General features: G+C 53.1%; 9 protein-coding genes. 6 read left to right on the top strand and 3 right to left on the bottom strand.

From position 1 onward, the window contains the following. Positions 1 to 5: 5 nt before the first annotated feature. The 3 genes from HVO_RS02230 (at position 6) to HVO_RS02220 (ending at position 7,010) form a co-directional block, all read left to right on the top strand. The gene (locus HVO_RS02230; RefSeq protein ID WP_004043359.1) at positions 6 to 3,272 is read left to right on the top strand and encodes an Eco57I restriction-modification methylase domain-containing protein; all 3,267 of its coding nucleotides are present in this window, start codon (positions 6 to 8) and stop codon (positions 3,270 to 3,272) included. Continuing rightward, positions 3,262 to 5,595: a phospholipase D-like domain-containing protein gene (locus HVO_RS02225; RefSeq protein WP_004043360.1), complete on the top strand. Its 2,334-nt coding sequence runs from the start codon at positions 3,262 to 3,264 to the stop codon at positions 5,593 to 5,595. Before HVO_RS02230 ends, HVO_RS02225 begins: the two co-directional genes overlap by 11 nt. Before the next feature lie 62 nt (positions 5,596 to 5,657). Next, a complete protein-coding gene (locus tag HVO_RS02220; protein ID WP_013035080.1) occupies positions 5,658 to 7,010 on the top strand; it encodes an IS4 family transposase in 1,353 nt (450 codons plus the stop codon). Positions 7,011 to 7,457: 447 nt separating this feature from the next. Here HVO_RS02220 and HVO_RS02215 read toward each other — a convergent pair whose 3' ends face one another. Together HVO_RS02215 and HVO_RS02210 are read right to left on the bottom strand one after the other, a co-directional pair. Continuing rightward, complete coding sequence (locus HVO_RS02215; protein ID WP_004043361.1) at positions 7,458 to 8,822, bottom strand: hypothetical protein; 1,365 nt, start codon at positions 8,820 to 8,822, stop codon at positions 7,458 to 7,460. Then, positions 8,812 to 12,108, bottom strand: a complete 3,297-nt coding sequence (locus HVO_RS02210; RefSeq protein WP_004043362.1) for an AAA family ATPase — start codon at positions 12,106 to 12,108, stop codon at positions 8,812 to 8,814. The genes HVO_RS02215 and HVO_RS02210 overlap by 11 nt, the downstream gene beginning before the upstream one ends. A gap of 124 nt (positions 12,109 to 12,232) precedes the next feature. Here HVO_RS02210 and HVO_RS21175 point away from each other — a divergent pair, with 124 nt between their 5' ends. Beyond that, positions 12,233 to 12,481 (top strand): hypothetical protein, encoded by a 249-nt coding sequence (locus HVO_RS21175; RefSeq protein ID WP_013035023.1) that lies wholly within the window; start codon positions 12,233 to 12,235, stop codon positions 12,479 to 12,481. A 192-nt stretch (positions 12,482 to 12,673) separates the two neighbouring features. Continuing rightward, the gene (locus HVO_RS02205) at positions 12,674 to 13,702 is read left to right on the top strand and encodes a Cdc6/Cdc18 family protein (protein WP_004043363.1); all 1,029 of its coding nucleotides are present in this window, start codon (positions 12,674 to 12,676) and stop codon (positions 13,700 to 13,702) included. A gap of 18 nt (positions 13,703 to 13,720) precedes the next feature. On the opposite strand, the gene HVO_RS02200 is transcribed toward HVO_RS02205, so the two are convergent. Beyond that, positions 13,721 to 14,407, bottom strand: coding sequence for an SOS response-associated peptidase (locus HVO_RS02200; protein WP_004043364.1), 687 nt, complete (start codon positions 14,405 to 14,407; stop codon positions 13,721 to 13,723). A gap of 180 nt (positions 14,408 to 14,587) precedes the next feature. Here HVO_RS02200 and HVO_RS02195 point away from each other — a divergent pair, with 180 nt between their 5' ends. Beyond that, positions 14,588 to 15,430, top strand: coding sequence for a metallophosphoesterase family protein (locus tag HVO_RS02195; protein ID WP_004043365.1), 843 nt, complete (start codon positions 14,588 to 14,590; stop codon positions 15,428 to 15,430).

Raw genomic sequence — 15,430 nt, 5'->3', positions numbered from 1 at the left:
CACGGATGGTCGAGATCCCTAGTGGGATAAAGCGCAACCAAGGAGGGAACGATTGGTACGAAGCACACTTAGTTGATGAGAATGGTGACGGCATCATTCGATACATCGAACTCGAAGCATCTGGGGATAGCCCCGCGTTTAGCGATCTGAAGCGACACTTGAAACGACACGGGAGCCCCATCAACGAACTATTCACTGTCATTGCATATAGAAAATCTGACGAGGGACCACTGACCAGCCCCCTGAACGATGATATTACGTTCCTTCATATTGAGGAGCAGTTCTCTTCAGAAGACGTTGAGGTGACCTTCGATCTCAACTACTTCACGGTCAAACGATTCGGCGTCGAACCTGCGTATCTCGACTATCTTGACGACCTCTCCGTGGACTCTGGACAGGGTCGAGCGAGTCTCGAAGGCGATGTTGAGGAAGTCTTCTCCATTCGGGAGATCACGCGGAGCTTCTACCAGGATTTCGGGGAGATATTCCGCGAGGATCTTCAGGATGCGATTCACGGCTTAAAGGATCCGGAGGAGAACCTCAATGCATACACGCGAACGGTCGTCAATCGAGTCCTATTCTTGCTGTTTATTGAGGAGAAGAAGTGGCTTGACGGGGATGTGGACTACGTCGAGAACAAGTACGAAGAGGTGGCCGAAGATCCTGATATGCACGTCTACGAAGATTTCTTCGAGCCGTTGTTCTTCGAAGCACTCTCAGAGGAAGGGACGACTGAGTCCGACACACTCGGTCGAATACCCTTCCTCAACGGCGGACTCTTTGAGCGCAAGGACATAGAGAAGAATGTCGAAATCGACGAGGTATTCTTCGATAAACTCCTCAGCCCAGAAAAGAACAGCTCCGGTAACCCAGAGGGGCTCCTCCGACGATACAAGATCTCCCTGCGCGAGTCGAACCCAAGCGAGCAGGAACTCGTTGTTGACCCAGAGTTCATCGGGCGCATCTTTGAGATGTTTATGCAGAAGGACGACCGCGCTGATCTGGGTGCATTCTACACACCGAAGCCGATTACCTCCTATATGACAAAAAATGCTCTTAAGCAGCACTTGCTGGGGCAGACGGACATCACAAACGAGGAGGCGGTATCGCTAGTAACCGATCACACTACACCTGAGTCCCTCTCTGACAGCCAGATTGAGGCCATCGACGAGGCACTCCGTTCCGCGACCGTATTAGACCCAGCGGTAGGTAGCGGTGCGTTCATTATCGCTATGCTGGAGGAGCTTGTCGCGGTATCAGAGGCGCTGGACTCCAGCCGTGGCGACGACCGAAGTCGATTCCAACTCAAGAAGGAATTTATTGCAGACACTCTCTACGGTGTCGACATTGATGCTGCCGGCATCGAAATGTGTAAATTTCGAGTTTGGCTCCACCTGATGCAGGATCTCAAGCATGTGAGTCACGAGGAGTTCCTTGAGGCCAACCAGAAGTTCGCCCTGCCAAACCTTGGATTCAAGTTCTTTGTCGGGAATAGCCTCGTCGGCGAATACGACCCGACACGTGTGGACGTTAGTTCCTACCAAGAGACGCTAACTGGCGGACTCAATAGTACGCTAAACGAAATTCACAAGACGCGGAAGGAGTTCCAGACTGCACACGGCAAGAATAAGGACCGCCTTAGCGATCAGTTGGAAAAGCTCACAACGGAACTGGAAACTCAGTTAGCTGTGAAAGAGAAGGGAGGCTGGATGACTGAAGCGGCAGAAGCAGCGGACTCTACCTTTACGTGGACTACGAATATCCCGGAGGTGATTCTGGACGGTGGCTTTGATATCGTCATTGGAAACCCACCGTACGAGGGTCAGGAAGGAGCAGAATACAAGGGCGAACTTGGAGATTTCTACTCGGAAAAAGAAGGGTTCAGGTACTACTCTAAAACAGATCTTTTCCAATTTTTCGTCCACCGTGGATACGAGCTCGCCAATAGCGATGGAGTATTCACATACATAATGTCGGATACCTTCTTCACCCAAATAAACAAAACTGACGTTCGATCCACTCTACTTGACGAGTTGGACGAACTGACTCGGGTGAACCCGGATGCCTTTGATGCATCCGTGGAGACAGCAATATTCTCACTGAGTAAGTCCGGCAACAAGTCGAACGAAGTACGACTCAACGATAGCTATGATGTCGATATTAAGTCATATCCGCAATTGTTGACGCCTATTGACTACGATGAATCGTACTCTGTCTCAATCGGAGAAGTATCGTATGAGACCAAGCGATCAAATCTAGGGGAACACACCATCTATCAGTTGAATAGGGAACTCTATAGAAAGTCGATAAATAACTCATTCTTTACCCCAACAGAGCTTAACACCGAGATATTCGGAGAATTCATCGCGCCGTTTAATTCAGTCTACGACCGCTGGCAAAATGAGATCGCAGACACATCAAACCTTGAAAAAAGTCTGCCAGAGGTAGAATCCCTGATACAAGAGACAAGTCCCGGAGAAATTCTCCCCTTCGGCCTGCTGACTGTCGGTGGACAGGGTATCTCAATGAGAACGAATAAGGACTTTATCCACGTATTAGAGGGGACAAAAAAGGCCAAACGAATTGAGGAGGAAGATTCCTATAGCCGGAGTAAACTCTACAAGACGGTCAAAGAAGAGAAGGTTATACACGATGCCAGTCAGCTCTCTGAGGAAGAGAAGTTACATGGCGTTGCTAATGATGCTAACCGGACCTTCGTGAAGGTGACAAGGGAAAGCAAAAGTCGTGATCTCTATTTCTGTCCGACTGACGAGTTCGTGGACTGGTCGCGCGATAACGTCGATAAGCTCAAGGATCAAGGAGTTCCTCGGAACGACCAGTACTACCTGAATCAGGGAATCGCAACGAAGCAAGGAGGTGGTGTCAGAAATCTGGAGTGCCGGATGATTGAGCCATCTGTGTTTACGAATACAAATCTTGTCTTCTTCAGTATCGACGAGGAGAAAGCTGACCTGAAGTATATGATGGCCATCCTCAACTCCACTTTCTCCGGATATATCGCTAAGAATTTCCTCAATCGAATCGGGCTATCGACACGGGACGTGCGTCGTCTCCCGATCAAAATCCCGGACGACGACGAGAAGGAGAAAATAGTCGGGTTGGTGGAAGATGCGATTCAAATCCAGAAAAAGCGACCCGACGTTTTAGACGACCCCGATATGGACGCCATCGAAGAGATAGACCGAGAGCTTGACGAGGCTGTCGCAGAGCTCTACGGAGTTGATCTGGAGAGGCTCGAAAATGGGATCTGACGAAGGAGGCAATCCGGACTGGTCCGACTACTCTGACGTCCTTGACAACCGCGAGTATGATGTCGCCAAGCGAGCGAACGCTCTCGCGCCTGAAGCCGAGACAGTTCGTATCGCCGTTGGCTACTTCTATCTCGGTGGTTTCGACCTCCTGAAGGAGAATCTCCGAAGCACCGAACGCGTTGAGATCCTCATCGGGACCGACACTGACCAGCGCACTATTGACGAACTTGAACGCGGATTCGCTGAAGACCTAGAGGAGTACGACCGCGCCGAGGCCCAAGAGGGGATTAATCGACTTTACGAGCTCATTCAGGAGGAAAAGGTGGATGTTCGAGTGTATGATGACAGTCGCTTCCACCCAAAACTCTATCTCTTCGAGCATCCGGCGGGTTCCCCGGATCTTGGCCGGGCGATTATCGGCTCTTCAAACCTCTCCGCTAGCGGTCTCCGCGGAAATGTCGAACTGAACGTCGAAAAGAAGGACAACAACACGATCCGGTATCTCGGCGAGTGGTTCGAGGAAATCTGGGAGGAGGCCAGCGAATTCGACAAGGACCTGATGTCTGCCGAGATAGAGGAGTCGCAGTTCGGAGAGAACCTGCCGGACACCTCTGAGGGAGGTACATCGGTCGCAGAGGTGGAAACGATTTCACCGTACGAAGCGACGAAGCGGTTTATTGTCGAGCAGTTTTCCCGAGACGTCCGAGAGGGCACCCTACTCCAGGACATCACTGGCGATTACGAAGAACAACTCACAGCGTTCCAGCAGGACGCATTCAGAGCAGCGCGTCGCCCGCTCGAAAAATACAACGGCGTCGTATTAGCTGACAGCGTCGGTTTGGGGAAGTCGTACATCGGTGCCCCACTCGTGCAGGAATACACAAGCTCCCGAGATGATGTTCTCATCATCGCTCCCAACCGACTGGAACGGATGTGGATGCGGGACCTCCTTGATGCGGACACCGGCGAATTTCCGACAACCGCTGAGAAGACCTTTATGAGTTTCAATAAACTCTCCCGTCTGTCTGAAAAGGAGATTCAACGGCTCCGCGGAGTTGATTTGATTCTCGTCGACGAAGCCCACAACCTCCGAAATACTGGAACACAGCGCTACGACAAACTCCAGTCAATCGGTCGAAAGGGCAAGAAGTTCGTGATGCTCACTGCGACGCCGATCCACAACTCCGTTCGAGACGTGGACAATCTGATCAAGGTGTTTGCTGACGACGACGACTTCGACATTGAGCTGAAGGGTTTGTCACCGAGCGAGATTTTCAAACAGTACGACCGCCTCTCCAGCGAGGAGGACAAATCTGCAGGCACTCAGAGTCGGCTTTCGGACCTCGAAGAACTCATTGAGTCAATTATGCGGGAGGTCATTATTTCGAGGGACCGGAAGTACATCCTCGAAAATTACGAGGAGGTCACCATTGGAGACCGGGCGATTAGCGTCCCTGATCGAAATCCGCGTCTTATCACACCGGACGACCCTCGTCTCGACGAACTCTATAGTGACATCGTCGATACAGTCATCGGGTCAGATGACTCCGAGAACTCTGGATTGAATATTCCCTACGTTAGCGCAGATCGGTATGACGCTGACGGGGACGAGGAAGAGGAGCTAATCATTGAGTACCAGAATGCGAGCATTCTGATGCTCATCAATCTCCTCAAACGTCTTGAGAGCAGCCTTGCCGCGTTCGAGACTTCTGTTGAACGTCTTATGGAACGAGAGCGCATCACACGTCACATCGCTACTGGTGACTTGGATGATGCGAAAAACCGGAGTGACGCCGTTGAACAGATACGGGATACATTTGAAGACGACTTCGCCAAAGATATTGACTTTGAGGAGGTCGCAGAAGCCCTCAATAGAGTCAGCCCCTCGAAAAGAGACGAGATCGTAGCAGATATTGACGAGGACCTTCAGGAACTTGACCGTATAAAACGGCAAGCACAGAACGCACTCCAGACTAAAGAAGACGGTCGCACTAAAGACGCTAAGGCGGAACGTCTGCGTGGGTTAATTGATCGAGAGCTATCGGACGAGAAGGTTCTCATATTCAGCCAGTACGTACCCACGATCACGCACCTCTTCGAGCAACTAACTGGCGAGAATCCAGCGCACACCAACGTTGCTACGCTTGGTCAGGATCCGAGTAACCCTACTGTCGGATTTGTTCACGGGGGCAGTGGGTACGATGAGAGGATCGTTGAGCGATTCGCTCCAGAAGCCCAAGAAGCCGATGTCACCCCCGGCGAAGAGATTGACATCCTGTTTGCAACCGACGTACTAGGGGTCGGACCATCCGTTCTAGTTTAACAAAGAATCCAGTTGCTGTCTGTTGATTTGATATCGTCGCAACTACCTGATTGAGAAACCCGGTGGGAAGTATGACCTACAGCCCACCGGATTCGGTCATAGTTGACCGGATTCAAAGAGCGTTTCCCTCTGATGAGTTGCGCGAGCGCGCTCGCGCAACGAATCTCGTCCAACGAGAGCGGAAATTCGACATCGTTGCGCTGTTCTACACACTCTCGTTTGGCTTCGCTGCTGGCTCAGACCGCTCTCTCCAAGCATTTCTCGAACGCTACGTCGAGATGGCTGACTGTGACGAACTCTCCTACGCATCGTTCCACGACTGGTTCGAACCAGGATTCGTTGCACTCCTTCGAGAGATTCTCGATGACGCAATCGAGAATCTCGATACCGGACGAGAAGATTTGAACGGCCGTCTCGAACGCTTTCGAGACGTCCTCATTGCTGACGCAACCATCGTTTCGCTGTACCAGGACGCCGCTGATATCTACACAGCAACCGGCGACCATCAAGCCGAACTGAAACTTCACCTCACCGAATCTCTCTCGACTGGGCTCCCGACACGATTCCGGACAACCGATGGGACGACTCATGAACGGAGTCAGCTACCCACCGGCGAGTGGGTAGCTGACGCCCTCATTCTCCTTGATTTGGGCTTTTACGACTTCTGGCTGTTCGACCGCATCGACAAGAACGACGGTTGGTTCGTCTCTCGTGTCAAAGACGACGCGAACTTCGAGATTGTCGAAGAACTGCGAACGTGGCGAGGCAACAGCATTCCGCTGGAAGGAGAGTCGCTGCAGGCCGTCCTCGACGACCTGCAGCGACAGGAGATCGACGTCCGCATCACGCTCTCGTTCGAGCGCAAACGAGGGTCGGGCGCCAGCGCGACCCGGACGTTTCGACTGGTCGGACTACGTAACGAGAAGACCGACGAGTATCATCTGTATCTGACGAATCTGGCGAGAGAAAGCTACAGCGCGCCCGATATCGCGCAGCTCTATCGGGCGCGCTGGGAGGTCGAACTGCTGTTCAAGGAGTTGAAGTCGCGGTTCGGCTTGGACGAGATCAAGACGACCGACGGCTACATCATCGAGGCGCTGATCATCATGGCCGCAATTTCGTTGATGATGAGTCGTGTAATCGTGGATGAGTTGCGGTCACTTGAGGCAAGACAGCGAGAGGGCGAAGCCGCCGCAGACGCCGACTCGTCGGCGTCGCGGCTCCCTCGGCGTCGCTGTTCGCTCGCCGTGGAACGCCACGGTCATCTGATCCAACTGTATCTCATGGTTGAGCTGGGCTACGAACTGCCGGATTTGGACGAGCTGTTGCTGTGGGCGTCACGAAATCCAAATCCACACAGAGATCGGTTACGTGAGCAGGTTGAACGAGGTGAGTTCGGCTTTGATCGCTACTAAACTAGAACGCATGCCCCGAAGATGACTTTGAGGAGCTGAAGTCCTTCGTTGGTGAGCTTGGCACACCCAGTACATGGCAGAACGATATTTTGAGTCGGCAAAGCGGAGACAGCGATGTCGTTACCGATATCAAACAGCTATGTCGACAGATTGCAGACAGCGACGAAGATGTGAATGGTGAAGCGGAAGAGATTCTCGAGCTGCTGAATGATCACGAAATGAGCGACTGGGCAGAGGGCCAGTTGCGTACGATCCACCGTAGACGGCGTCGATACGGGACTAACGGAACGATTCGTAGGATCCATCATAAGCTCACAGAAGAGATTGAGTTAGTCGATCCAGAGACCGTTACTGAGGCGGATATCGCCCTTGCGGGACACCTGGACGGCAACACATCCTAGGCCGAGTTAGGGGTCCGTTCCATCAAGTTAGTTTCTTACTTGAGTACTATGCCCGGCTTGGAGTCGCGGGCAATCCAGAAAGTGAGTGAATCCAGTCCAAATGTTTGGAGTGCGTTGCGGGGGAGTCGATGAGGTCTGTTCCGTTGAGGTGGATAACTTCGTCGCTGGTTCCAGATGTAGTAACGCCGTTGGTGATCAGAAGGCTGGTGAGTGTGATGTCCGGTTTGTCGATGAGGTAATTGTCCTTACTGGCGAAACGTCGGTAAGTGAGAAGCTCTTCGAGACCTTGTTTGAAGGTCTGTGTCGCATCGGAGTGTTTTATTTCACCGAGGAGTACGGAGTCGAGTCTTTCGTCGGATGTGGTGTCGTAGATTTCGATGATGATGTCGGGACGGCCATTGTATAGGACTGGATCGCTTGGGTCACCTGTGAGTGCTTCGAGCGTGTCACTGTAGTCGATGAGAGCGTCGTGATATCGTGCATACTGTGCGTGTACCGGACGGTGTGTTGTATCGAGTGGTTCGTGGAAACTGAGACTACCGGTACTGTCATGGTGGATTTCGATGCGAGTGTCGTCTGATTCGAGGTGCGCGAGTGCGTTACTTTCTCCGTCGATTGGTTTGAGGACGAAACCAGGAGTGAATCGGGTGAGTGTTCGGATAAGGCGGAAGCAACAGAAGAGTTCGAAGAGAGTTGGTGTGTCTGTCGGAACAACGAGTGTGTCTGCCAGGAGTTCCGTGATATCTGCGTCGAGCGTGTCGGCTTGAAGGCGTTGGAACATATCGTAGAGGTCGTAGGCTTCGGTGTAGAGCGGGAGGCGTGACTGGCGAGCAGTGGTCATGTCCTGTCCGGAAACGGAGATTGCCGGGCCCTCTTTGATGCGGCTCAGGTGGACATTCTGTTTGTACAGCCGGTCGAAGCTGGCGAGCTGGTCATCGGTCCAGAATTCCTGCCGCCAATCGTACTCAACGCTCTGGAGTTCGTCTGTAACTGTGCGGTGGATTTGCCACAGGAGACGTTTCAAGACGCGGTTTTCTGCAATATCGTATTCTGTATAGGGGGTGTTGCAGACGAAGCGGCTACGATCTGCGTAGCCGGATTCGGAGCGGGTCCGGAGTGTAGCGCTCCAGTTGATCGACCCACGGACTTCCCCTTGCGTATGGATGTTTTCACGTTGATGTTCGGTCTTAATGCGTCGAACGCGGTCAGAAAGGGCGCTGATGAAGTCGTGGACGTCGTCAGCGAGACAGAAATGGATGCGTTTGATACGCTCCCAGTCCTCAATATCGAGGCCTTCGTAATCGAGTGAGCGCGTGAGTGCGTTTGTGTTCAGCGCGCCGCTTCGCAAGTACGTACCCAGCTCTTCGCTGGTGGCGTTAACGAGTTCCTCTACGGCGAGACTATGCGTCATCGTCGAACGTGATACCGAAGAAGTCAGCCGCTTTTTGCTGGAGTAACGACTTGTCAAGATCAAGTGTTACAGGTCCGTTTTCGGTAGCGACGTTCTGATCGGTGAGTGACCGAATCAATTGTTTCTGCTGTTCTGGTCTCATACCCTCCAATTGCGGGTAGACGAGGGAAACGACAGCGGACGTGAGCGCGTCTTTCCGTGATCCGCCGGCGTCATCGTATGAGCCGAGATACCGGATGATATCGTACACGATAGAGGGACCGATGACGCGATGTTCATTGATACGTTGCCACAGAACTGCTACGACAGGGTACACGTCTGCGAGAATTGGTCGGAGAGACTCATCATCGGCGAGCCACGCAGTCGCGTAATTGTCAGTCCCGTCTGGATCGAGGAGTGAGGTTCGGACCCCGTCATCGGTGGTGAGCGGTGGAACGCCGACGTGGACGAAGTTGAAACGGCGCATAAATGCGTACGACATTTCGTACAGCGAGGTTTTGTCGTACGTGTTCATTGTAGCAATTAGCCGCCACGAAGGGGTAACCGGGAAGGCGTCTGGGTTCCCAATAATTTCGGCGAGCTCTTCGTCAGTTGTTGAATTGGAAAGTGAGCGAAGTTCGACGGTTCGATCGCGTTCGTATGGGAGTTCGGTTGAATCGCCAGACAGAACGGAAAAGAGCTGTCCGAAGGCTTTGTCGATGTCTGATCGATTGATTTCGTCGATGATGAGCCACTCGTTGACGACTCGGTCTTGCCGGAAACACTTGAGGAAAAGCCGGGGTTCGAACAGGAGTTCCTGTCCACCGTCGCCCGTAGAAGGAACATATCCACCAATCGTATCAAACGCAGTCCATTCAGAGGTCGCAGTCGTGAACCTGTAATCGTCGACTTGCTCGTGGGTCGTAGCGGATTCACAGATTGCCTTTGCTAGTTTTGTCTTCCCGGTGCCCGGTGGTCCGGTAAAGATGAGGTGCTTTCCAGACCGGAGTGAAGCTTCGATCTCGCGTCGAAGTCGGTCAGCATCATCGAAGTAGAGACTGTTGGGAATCGAGACATCGACCTCCGGAGAAGTGAGTTTTGTTTTGAGTTGATTAATGGCGTCCTGTGAGACACCGTCTTCAATCGGATCCTCTAGTGCGAGGATGGTTTCGAACTCGTCTTCGGTAAGGGGGAAGAGGCTTCCTTGTGCTCGGTTTCTGATTGGAGAGGCATCCTCCAGATCCGGGACTGCGGTAAGCTGATCCCACGATATAGTTTCCATAGCTCGGCTGTACTCAATAGTGATTCCGTCGACCGGTTCATCGTACTCTTCGTGTTCATCTTTGTGGAGCCCTTCCCGAATTGTTCCTTCTGCCACGATGGCTTGGACGGGCTGGGACTCATAGAACAGCACCTTGTCACCAGGAGACGCCTCCTCAAACGCTCCAAAGATTCGACGTTTGTTCCCCTTTCGATTATACGCCGTATAGAAAACCTCATCACCGTCTTCGATGCTTTCGACTTTCCAAATCGAAGGATTCGCTGAAATCCAGTAATGGTTCGTGCCTTCGTCCGTCGTTTCACCCTCATCATCCTGAGATAGCTCATCAAAGACGAGGGCAAGGAGTTCGTCGCGATCTACATCTCCTTTGTCGGCGAGTTCTGACGTGAGGTCGCGGTAGTACTCTGGATCAAGGGTATCTAGTGTGTACGTCTTGATCGAATCGGAATCACTACCAACATCAATATCCACCCCACTTTCCCCAAAAGTCACCTTCCAGTCAACGCTGACGACGTCTGAATGGTTGATTTCAGGATAGCTCTTCTCACGGTGGGCAGCCGTAACGATACCGATCCCATAGATAATATCGGATTCTGAGGTACGTCCCTGTTTGGCGATTATCACATCGCCCTCGTCGATTTCGTACTGGAAGCGGTATGCCATACCACGACCATGGTTGTCGCCGGCCTCCGCGGCGATTTCGACGAGTTCTCCATCAGACAGCTCATCGACATCGTCGATGTCCGCTACATCGTTCGTCACCTTATGATCGAGTCCGTATCCGATGGACGCAATTCCATGTTGCATCCACGTACCCCAATATTCGCCGCCTCTCGCGGGGGTGATTTGCCAGATCCTTCTTGGAGATCCTGAAGTTTCCACAGGGGTTTCAGACTCCTCAATTGAGTCTACCTGACTCAGGAGAAACTCCGCTGCAGATCGGGATAGGTTCGCCAGATAGGCTTCATTGAGGTTACCGTTCTTATCGATGGAGTAGTACTTTTCAGTCCGATATTGATCCTGTCCGAGCCTCTTTTTCAAGTCGTCGTCAACAGGTACTGGTTCTCCAAACGAGCGTAGATCAACCTCAACCCGATAGTATTCTTCATCTCGGGATGTGTACGTCTCGGCATTCTCGATAACGGTCGAAATGCCTATCAGTTCGTTATCGAAGTTATGGAAGACCACGTCACCGATGGATAACTTATCTAAATTGTGATGCCAAAGTCCGTCAGTCTTGGCTCTGAGATACTCTTCCTCGATTTCTGGTGGGTTATGTTGATTCACCCAATAGAGATTGGCATCATCAGATATCTCTGCGACTGGCTTCGTAGATTGCTCACCTAAGACCGATTCCTGTTCCTCAACCCAATTGAAGAAGCTATCCAGATGTCGAAAGTCGTTTTTGAACGGATAGTCCGCACGAACTTCATGGAATTTCTCGACCTCAGTTAGATAAGAAGTGAGTCGACCGGACATCTCATAGCCAAAGAACTTCTGCATACCCGTTCGTGAGCGGTGGTTACTGATCGGGTATTTTGTTGGATGGAGGAAGTAGAGGATTGGGGAGATAATTCCGTTTTGTATCCCTTCAATTTCGAGGTTGGCGAATTCTTCTATCGCGGGGTCAATCTCATCACGATTATCGGACCTGATCGCGGTTGAAAGGAGGTTAAATGCCTCTTCCTCATGGCCTTCAATTGGCACCGAGTATGTTCCTTTCCCAACGATACCTGTCCCTTCATCAATCCGCTCCTTAATCTCGGACTTCGCGGTGGAATCGATGTCGAGATTGTCAATTCGTTCCTTCTTGTTCTCTGGTTGGAGAGCGTCATCGTTCTGGCACAGGTTGTACACTGTGCGCATGGCGTACTCGTCGACAGATCCCGTCTCGACGATGGCCTGTACCAATTGACGGATTACCTTAGAAGTATTCTGAACGTGAGCTTTGTCTCGCTCCCAGTCGTGTTTGTCACGGTATCGGTCGATTAGGTCTTCAATATCCTCAGACGAAGTAGCAACCATATTATCGAAATCCAACACACGAGGATCATAAAGGTATGCCGCTGATGAGCGCCCAATCCGCTCCCCGATAGACCCTGAGCTGAATCATATGGACTAATTGTGGTCGATGCCGTACTGAATCTCAATGCAGCGCTTCTCGAAAGGGGACCGTGTCCGGATTGATATTCCAGACGAGACAGATCCTGACCACGAGCAGTATCATGGAGTACACGGTCACATTGTTACAATACTGACTGACGATGCTGAAGCGGTGACTGGTGATGAACGGGACGAGCACCTCTATCGAGTCTCTCTCACCTCTGGAGAAACCGCAGATTTTCGATGGCGCGATCTCCGGCCCCCCATCAACGAAGATGACGGCTCTGTATCCTGATAAGCTGATACAGGCTCTTATGCAACGAGATTGATGTCCGTATCTCTGGAAATTCCGGAAACGGGATGTTTCCACAAACAAACCGCTATACAGCGAGTAGACAATCGAGTCCTCTCTCCATTGAAATTGCTTTCCGGAAGCGACCCGGTCACGTTTTTACTACTAGCCTGAAAATCAGTCTACCAGATATAGATGATTCGCGATGCTCGCGTTCTCCGCGCCGGGTTCGTTCCTCGGGAAGTTGAGCATCGCGACGCCGAAGTCAACCACCTCTCTAGCGTTCTCGAGCCCATCACGAACGGTGAACCCGCCGATACCGCTATTGTCACCGGACCCAGCGGCGCTGGCAAGACCTGCATCTCGAAGTTCGTCACCGAACGGCTCCGCGAAGAGGTCCTCGACGTCGAGGCCACCTACGTCAACTGCTGGCGTAACTACACCCGATTTCGGACACTCTACCAGATCCTCGACGACCTCGGCGCGACCATCGACATCCACCGGCAGTCGACGCCGCACGACGAACTCGTCGACCGCCTTCAGCAACACGACGGTCCGCGAACGGTCGTCATCCTCGACGAAGTCGACCAACTGGAGGACCCCAGCGTCATCTACGACCTCCACAGCCTCCCGCAGTTCGCGATCATCTGCATCGCGAACAAGGAAGAGGAGCTGTTCGGCCGCGTCGATGATCGCCTCGTGAGTCGGCTACGCTCCAGCGAGCACGTACGGATGGACAAGTACCACGACGAGCAACTGTACGACATCCTGAGTGCGCGGGCGAAGTGGGGACTCGACGAGGACATCATCACCGACGACCAGCTCTATCGGGTCGCCGACGCGGCCGCCGGCGACGCCCGCCTCGCAATCGGTATCCTCCGAACGGCCGCCGGCAAGGCCGATCGCGAGAATCACGAGCGCATCACCGACGACATCCTCCTGGACGCCGCCGAGGATGCTCGGGCCCAGATTAAGCAGAAGAGCCTCGATTCACTTACCCCCCATCAGCGGGTCGTCTACGATATCGTTCGCGAGCACGGCCCAGTCGGGCCGAGCGAGATTCACGAGCGCTATACCGAGGACGTCGATGATCCGCGGACGAAGCGGACTATCCGCACGTACCTCTCGAAAATGGAGCAGTACAACCTCCTCGAGGCGGAAGGGACGAGTCGGGACCGAGAGTACTCGCTCGTCGATTCAGCGGCGGCGTCGCCGATGCAGTAACGGTGACCCCGTCAGCCATCAGGAACTGAACTCGCCGAGGCCCGATTGCTCGTGGTCCAGTGGCTCGATGACCTGGTGATCGTCGTTGCCGGGGTTGTTGACCCGCGTCGAAATCTCGTAGGCGTCCAGATCGTCCTTCGGGTACGGCTGGCACAGTTCCTTGCGGGTGTCCGGGTCTGCGGCGAGCCAGTCGGACTCAGCGTCCTTCGGGAGGACGACCGGCATCCGGTCGTGGATTGAGTTCATCAGGTCGTTCGGCTCCGTCGTGAGAATCGTGACGCACGAGATCGTCTCGTCGTCGCCCTCCCAGACGTCCCAGAGCCCGGCCATAGCGAATGCGGGGTCGTCCTCCCGGTAAATCCGGTAGGGCTGCTTCGACCCGCCGTTCGGCGATTTCCATTCGTAGAACCCTGACGAGGGGACGAGGCAGGGACGTGATTCCCACGCCCGCTCGAAGACGCGTTTCTCGTCAGCAGTCTCGGAGCGAGCATTGATGATGCCTTCCTCAGGTTCATCCGCCCAGAACGGAATCAGCCCCCAGTGGTAGGCGTCGATCTCGTCGGAAGCCTCGTTCGTGATGATGTGGAGGTCGTCGCCAGGCGCGATGTTGTATCGGGGGGTGTACCCGCCGTCCGCGACGACCTCGGCTTCGAAGCGGGCCTCAAGGTCTGCTTGGTCGATGAAGAGCGAGTTCCGGCCACACATACCGAGGAGTTCGGAGGGAGGCATCTTCAACGTGGTCGCACAGGAATCTCACCATTAACCAACAGATTGACCGATGAGCCTGATTTGTTGGTTAACGACAACGGGCGGAAAAACTCCTAATGACAAACGGTACACCTAAACAAACGATAGAAGAGGCCACACTAACTACGCTCATACAAAATGACCCACATACTCGCCGTATCTGACTGGCGCTCTCAACCTATTGACGATCTCTACACCATTCTCGAAACTGTAGAACCAACTCCAGATTTACTACTATATGCCGGCGACGACCTCTCACGTTTCAAAAACGCCGATACTGACACAGATCATCTTGCAGAACTTGCTCGCCTCACGAAGCACCAACAATCGCTCTATGTCCGAGGAAACGACGACTTCCCCCCGTCAACCGGCCCGCAGTTCGATGCGGAATTTACCACCGACCTCCACAGGACACCATACATCTACGAGGATCTCGTGTTCATCGGCCAGGAAGGATCAACCCAGGGACCTGGTCTCATCACCTATACCGAGGACGACGTCCAACGGCACCTTTCCGAACACCGCACCGCTTGTGAAGACAGAACTCCGATTCTTGTCACACACACTCCTCCCTTCGGCATTCTCGATATCGGGAAGCGATTCGGGCAACAACATATCGGGTCGAAGGCCGTCAGGAGCTTTATAGACGACATCCAGCCCCCAGCTACCGTCTGCGGTCATTGCCATCAATTCGGAGGTAGAGCTGAAACCCTCGAGTACGGCACGGTGATCAACATCGCATCCCACGACGGAGTAGACGACCCAGGAAGATACGCACTCATCACCATCGACGCCTCGAACGAGTCAATCGAATACGAGTTCTACGACACTCGCCATCTGCTAGGCAGTCGCCTGACTGATCTCGTCCAGGTCGGGAGAAACCGAGTAGAACAGTTCAGTGAGTTAGGGATCACTAACCCAGATGAAATTACCGAAGAACGGCGTGCCGAACTCGAAGCCCTCCCTGGAGCCTCTTCATGA

The organism is Haloferax volcanii DS2, from assembly GCF_000025685.1.
GTDB classification, from domain to species: Archaea; Halobacteriota; Halobacteria; order Halobacteriales; family Haloferacaceae; genus Haloferax; species Haloferax volcanii.
The sequence above is the reverse complement of the archived record's forward strand: the minus strand, read 5'-3'. Positions and strand labels throughout refer to the sequence as shown.

Coding starts and splice junctions, on each gene's coding strand:
- HVO_RS02205 (WP_004043363.1), top strand. CDS start 12,674: ATGATTCGCGATGCTCGCGTTCTCCGCGCCGGGTTCGTTCCTCGGGAA.
- HVO_RS02210 (WP_004043362.1), bottom strand. CDS start 12,108: ATGGTTGCTACTTCGTCTGAGGATATTGAAGACCTAATCGACCGATAC.
- HVO_RS02230 (WP_004043359.1), top strand. CDS start 6: ATGGTCGAGATCCCTAGTGGGATAAAGCGCAACCAAGGAGGGAACGAT.
- HVO_RS02195 (WP_004043365.1), top strand. CDS start 14,588: ATGACCCACATACTCGCCGTATCTGACTGGCGCTCTCAACCTATTGAC.
- HVO_RS21175 (WP_013035023.1), top strand. CDS start 12,233: ATGCAGCGCTTCTCGAAAGGGGACCGTGTCCGGATTGATATTCCAGAC.
- HVO_RS02225 (WP_004043360.1), top strand. CDS start 3,262: ATGGGATCTGACGAAGGAGGCAATCCGGACTGGTCCGACTACTCTGAC.
- HVO_RS02215 (WP_004043361.1), bottom strand. CDS start 8,822: ATGACGCATAGTCTCGCCGTAGAGGAACTCGTTAACGCCACCAGCGAA.
- HVO_RS02200 (WP_004043364.1), bottom strand. CDS start 14,407: ATGTGTGGCCGGAACTCGCTCTTCATCGACCAAGCAGACCTTGAGGCC.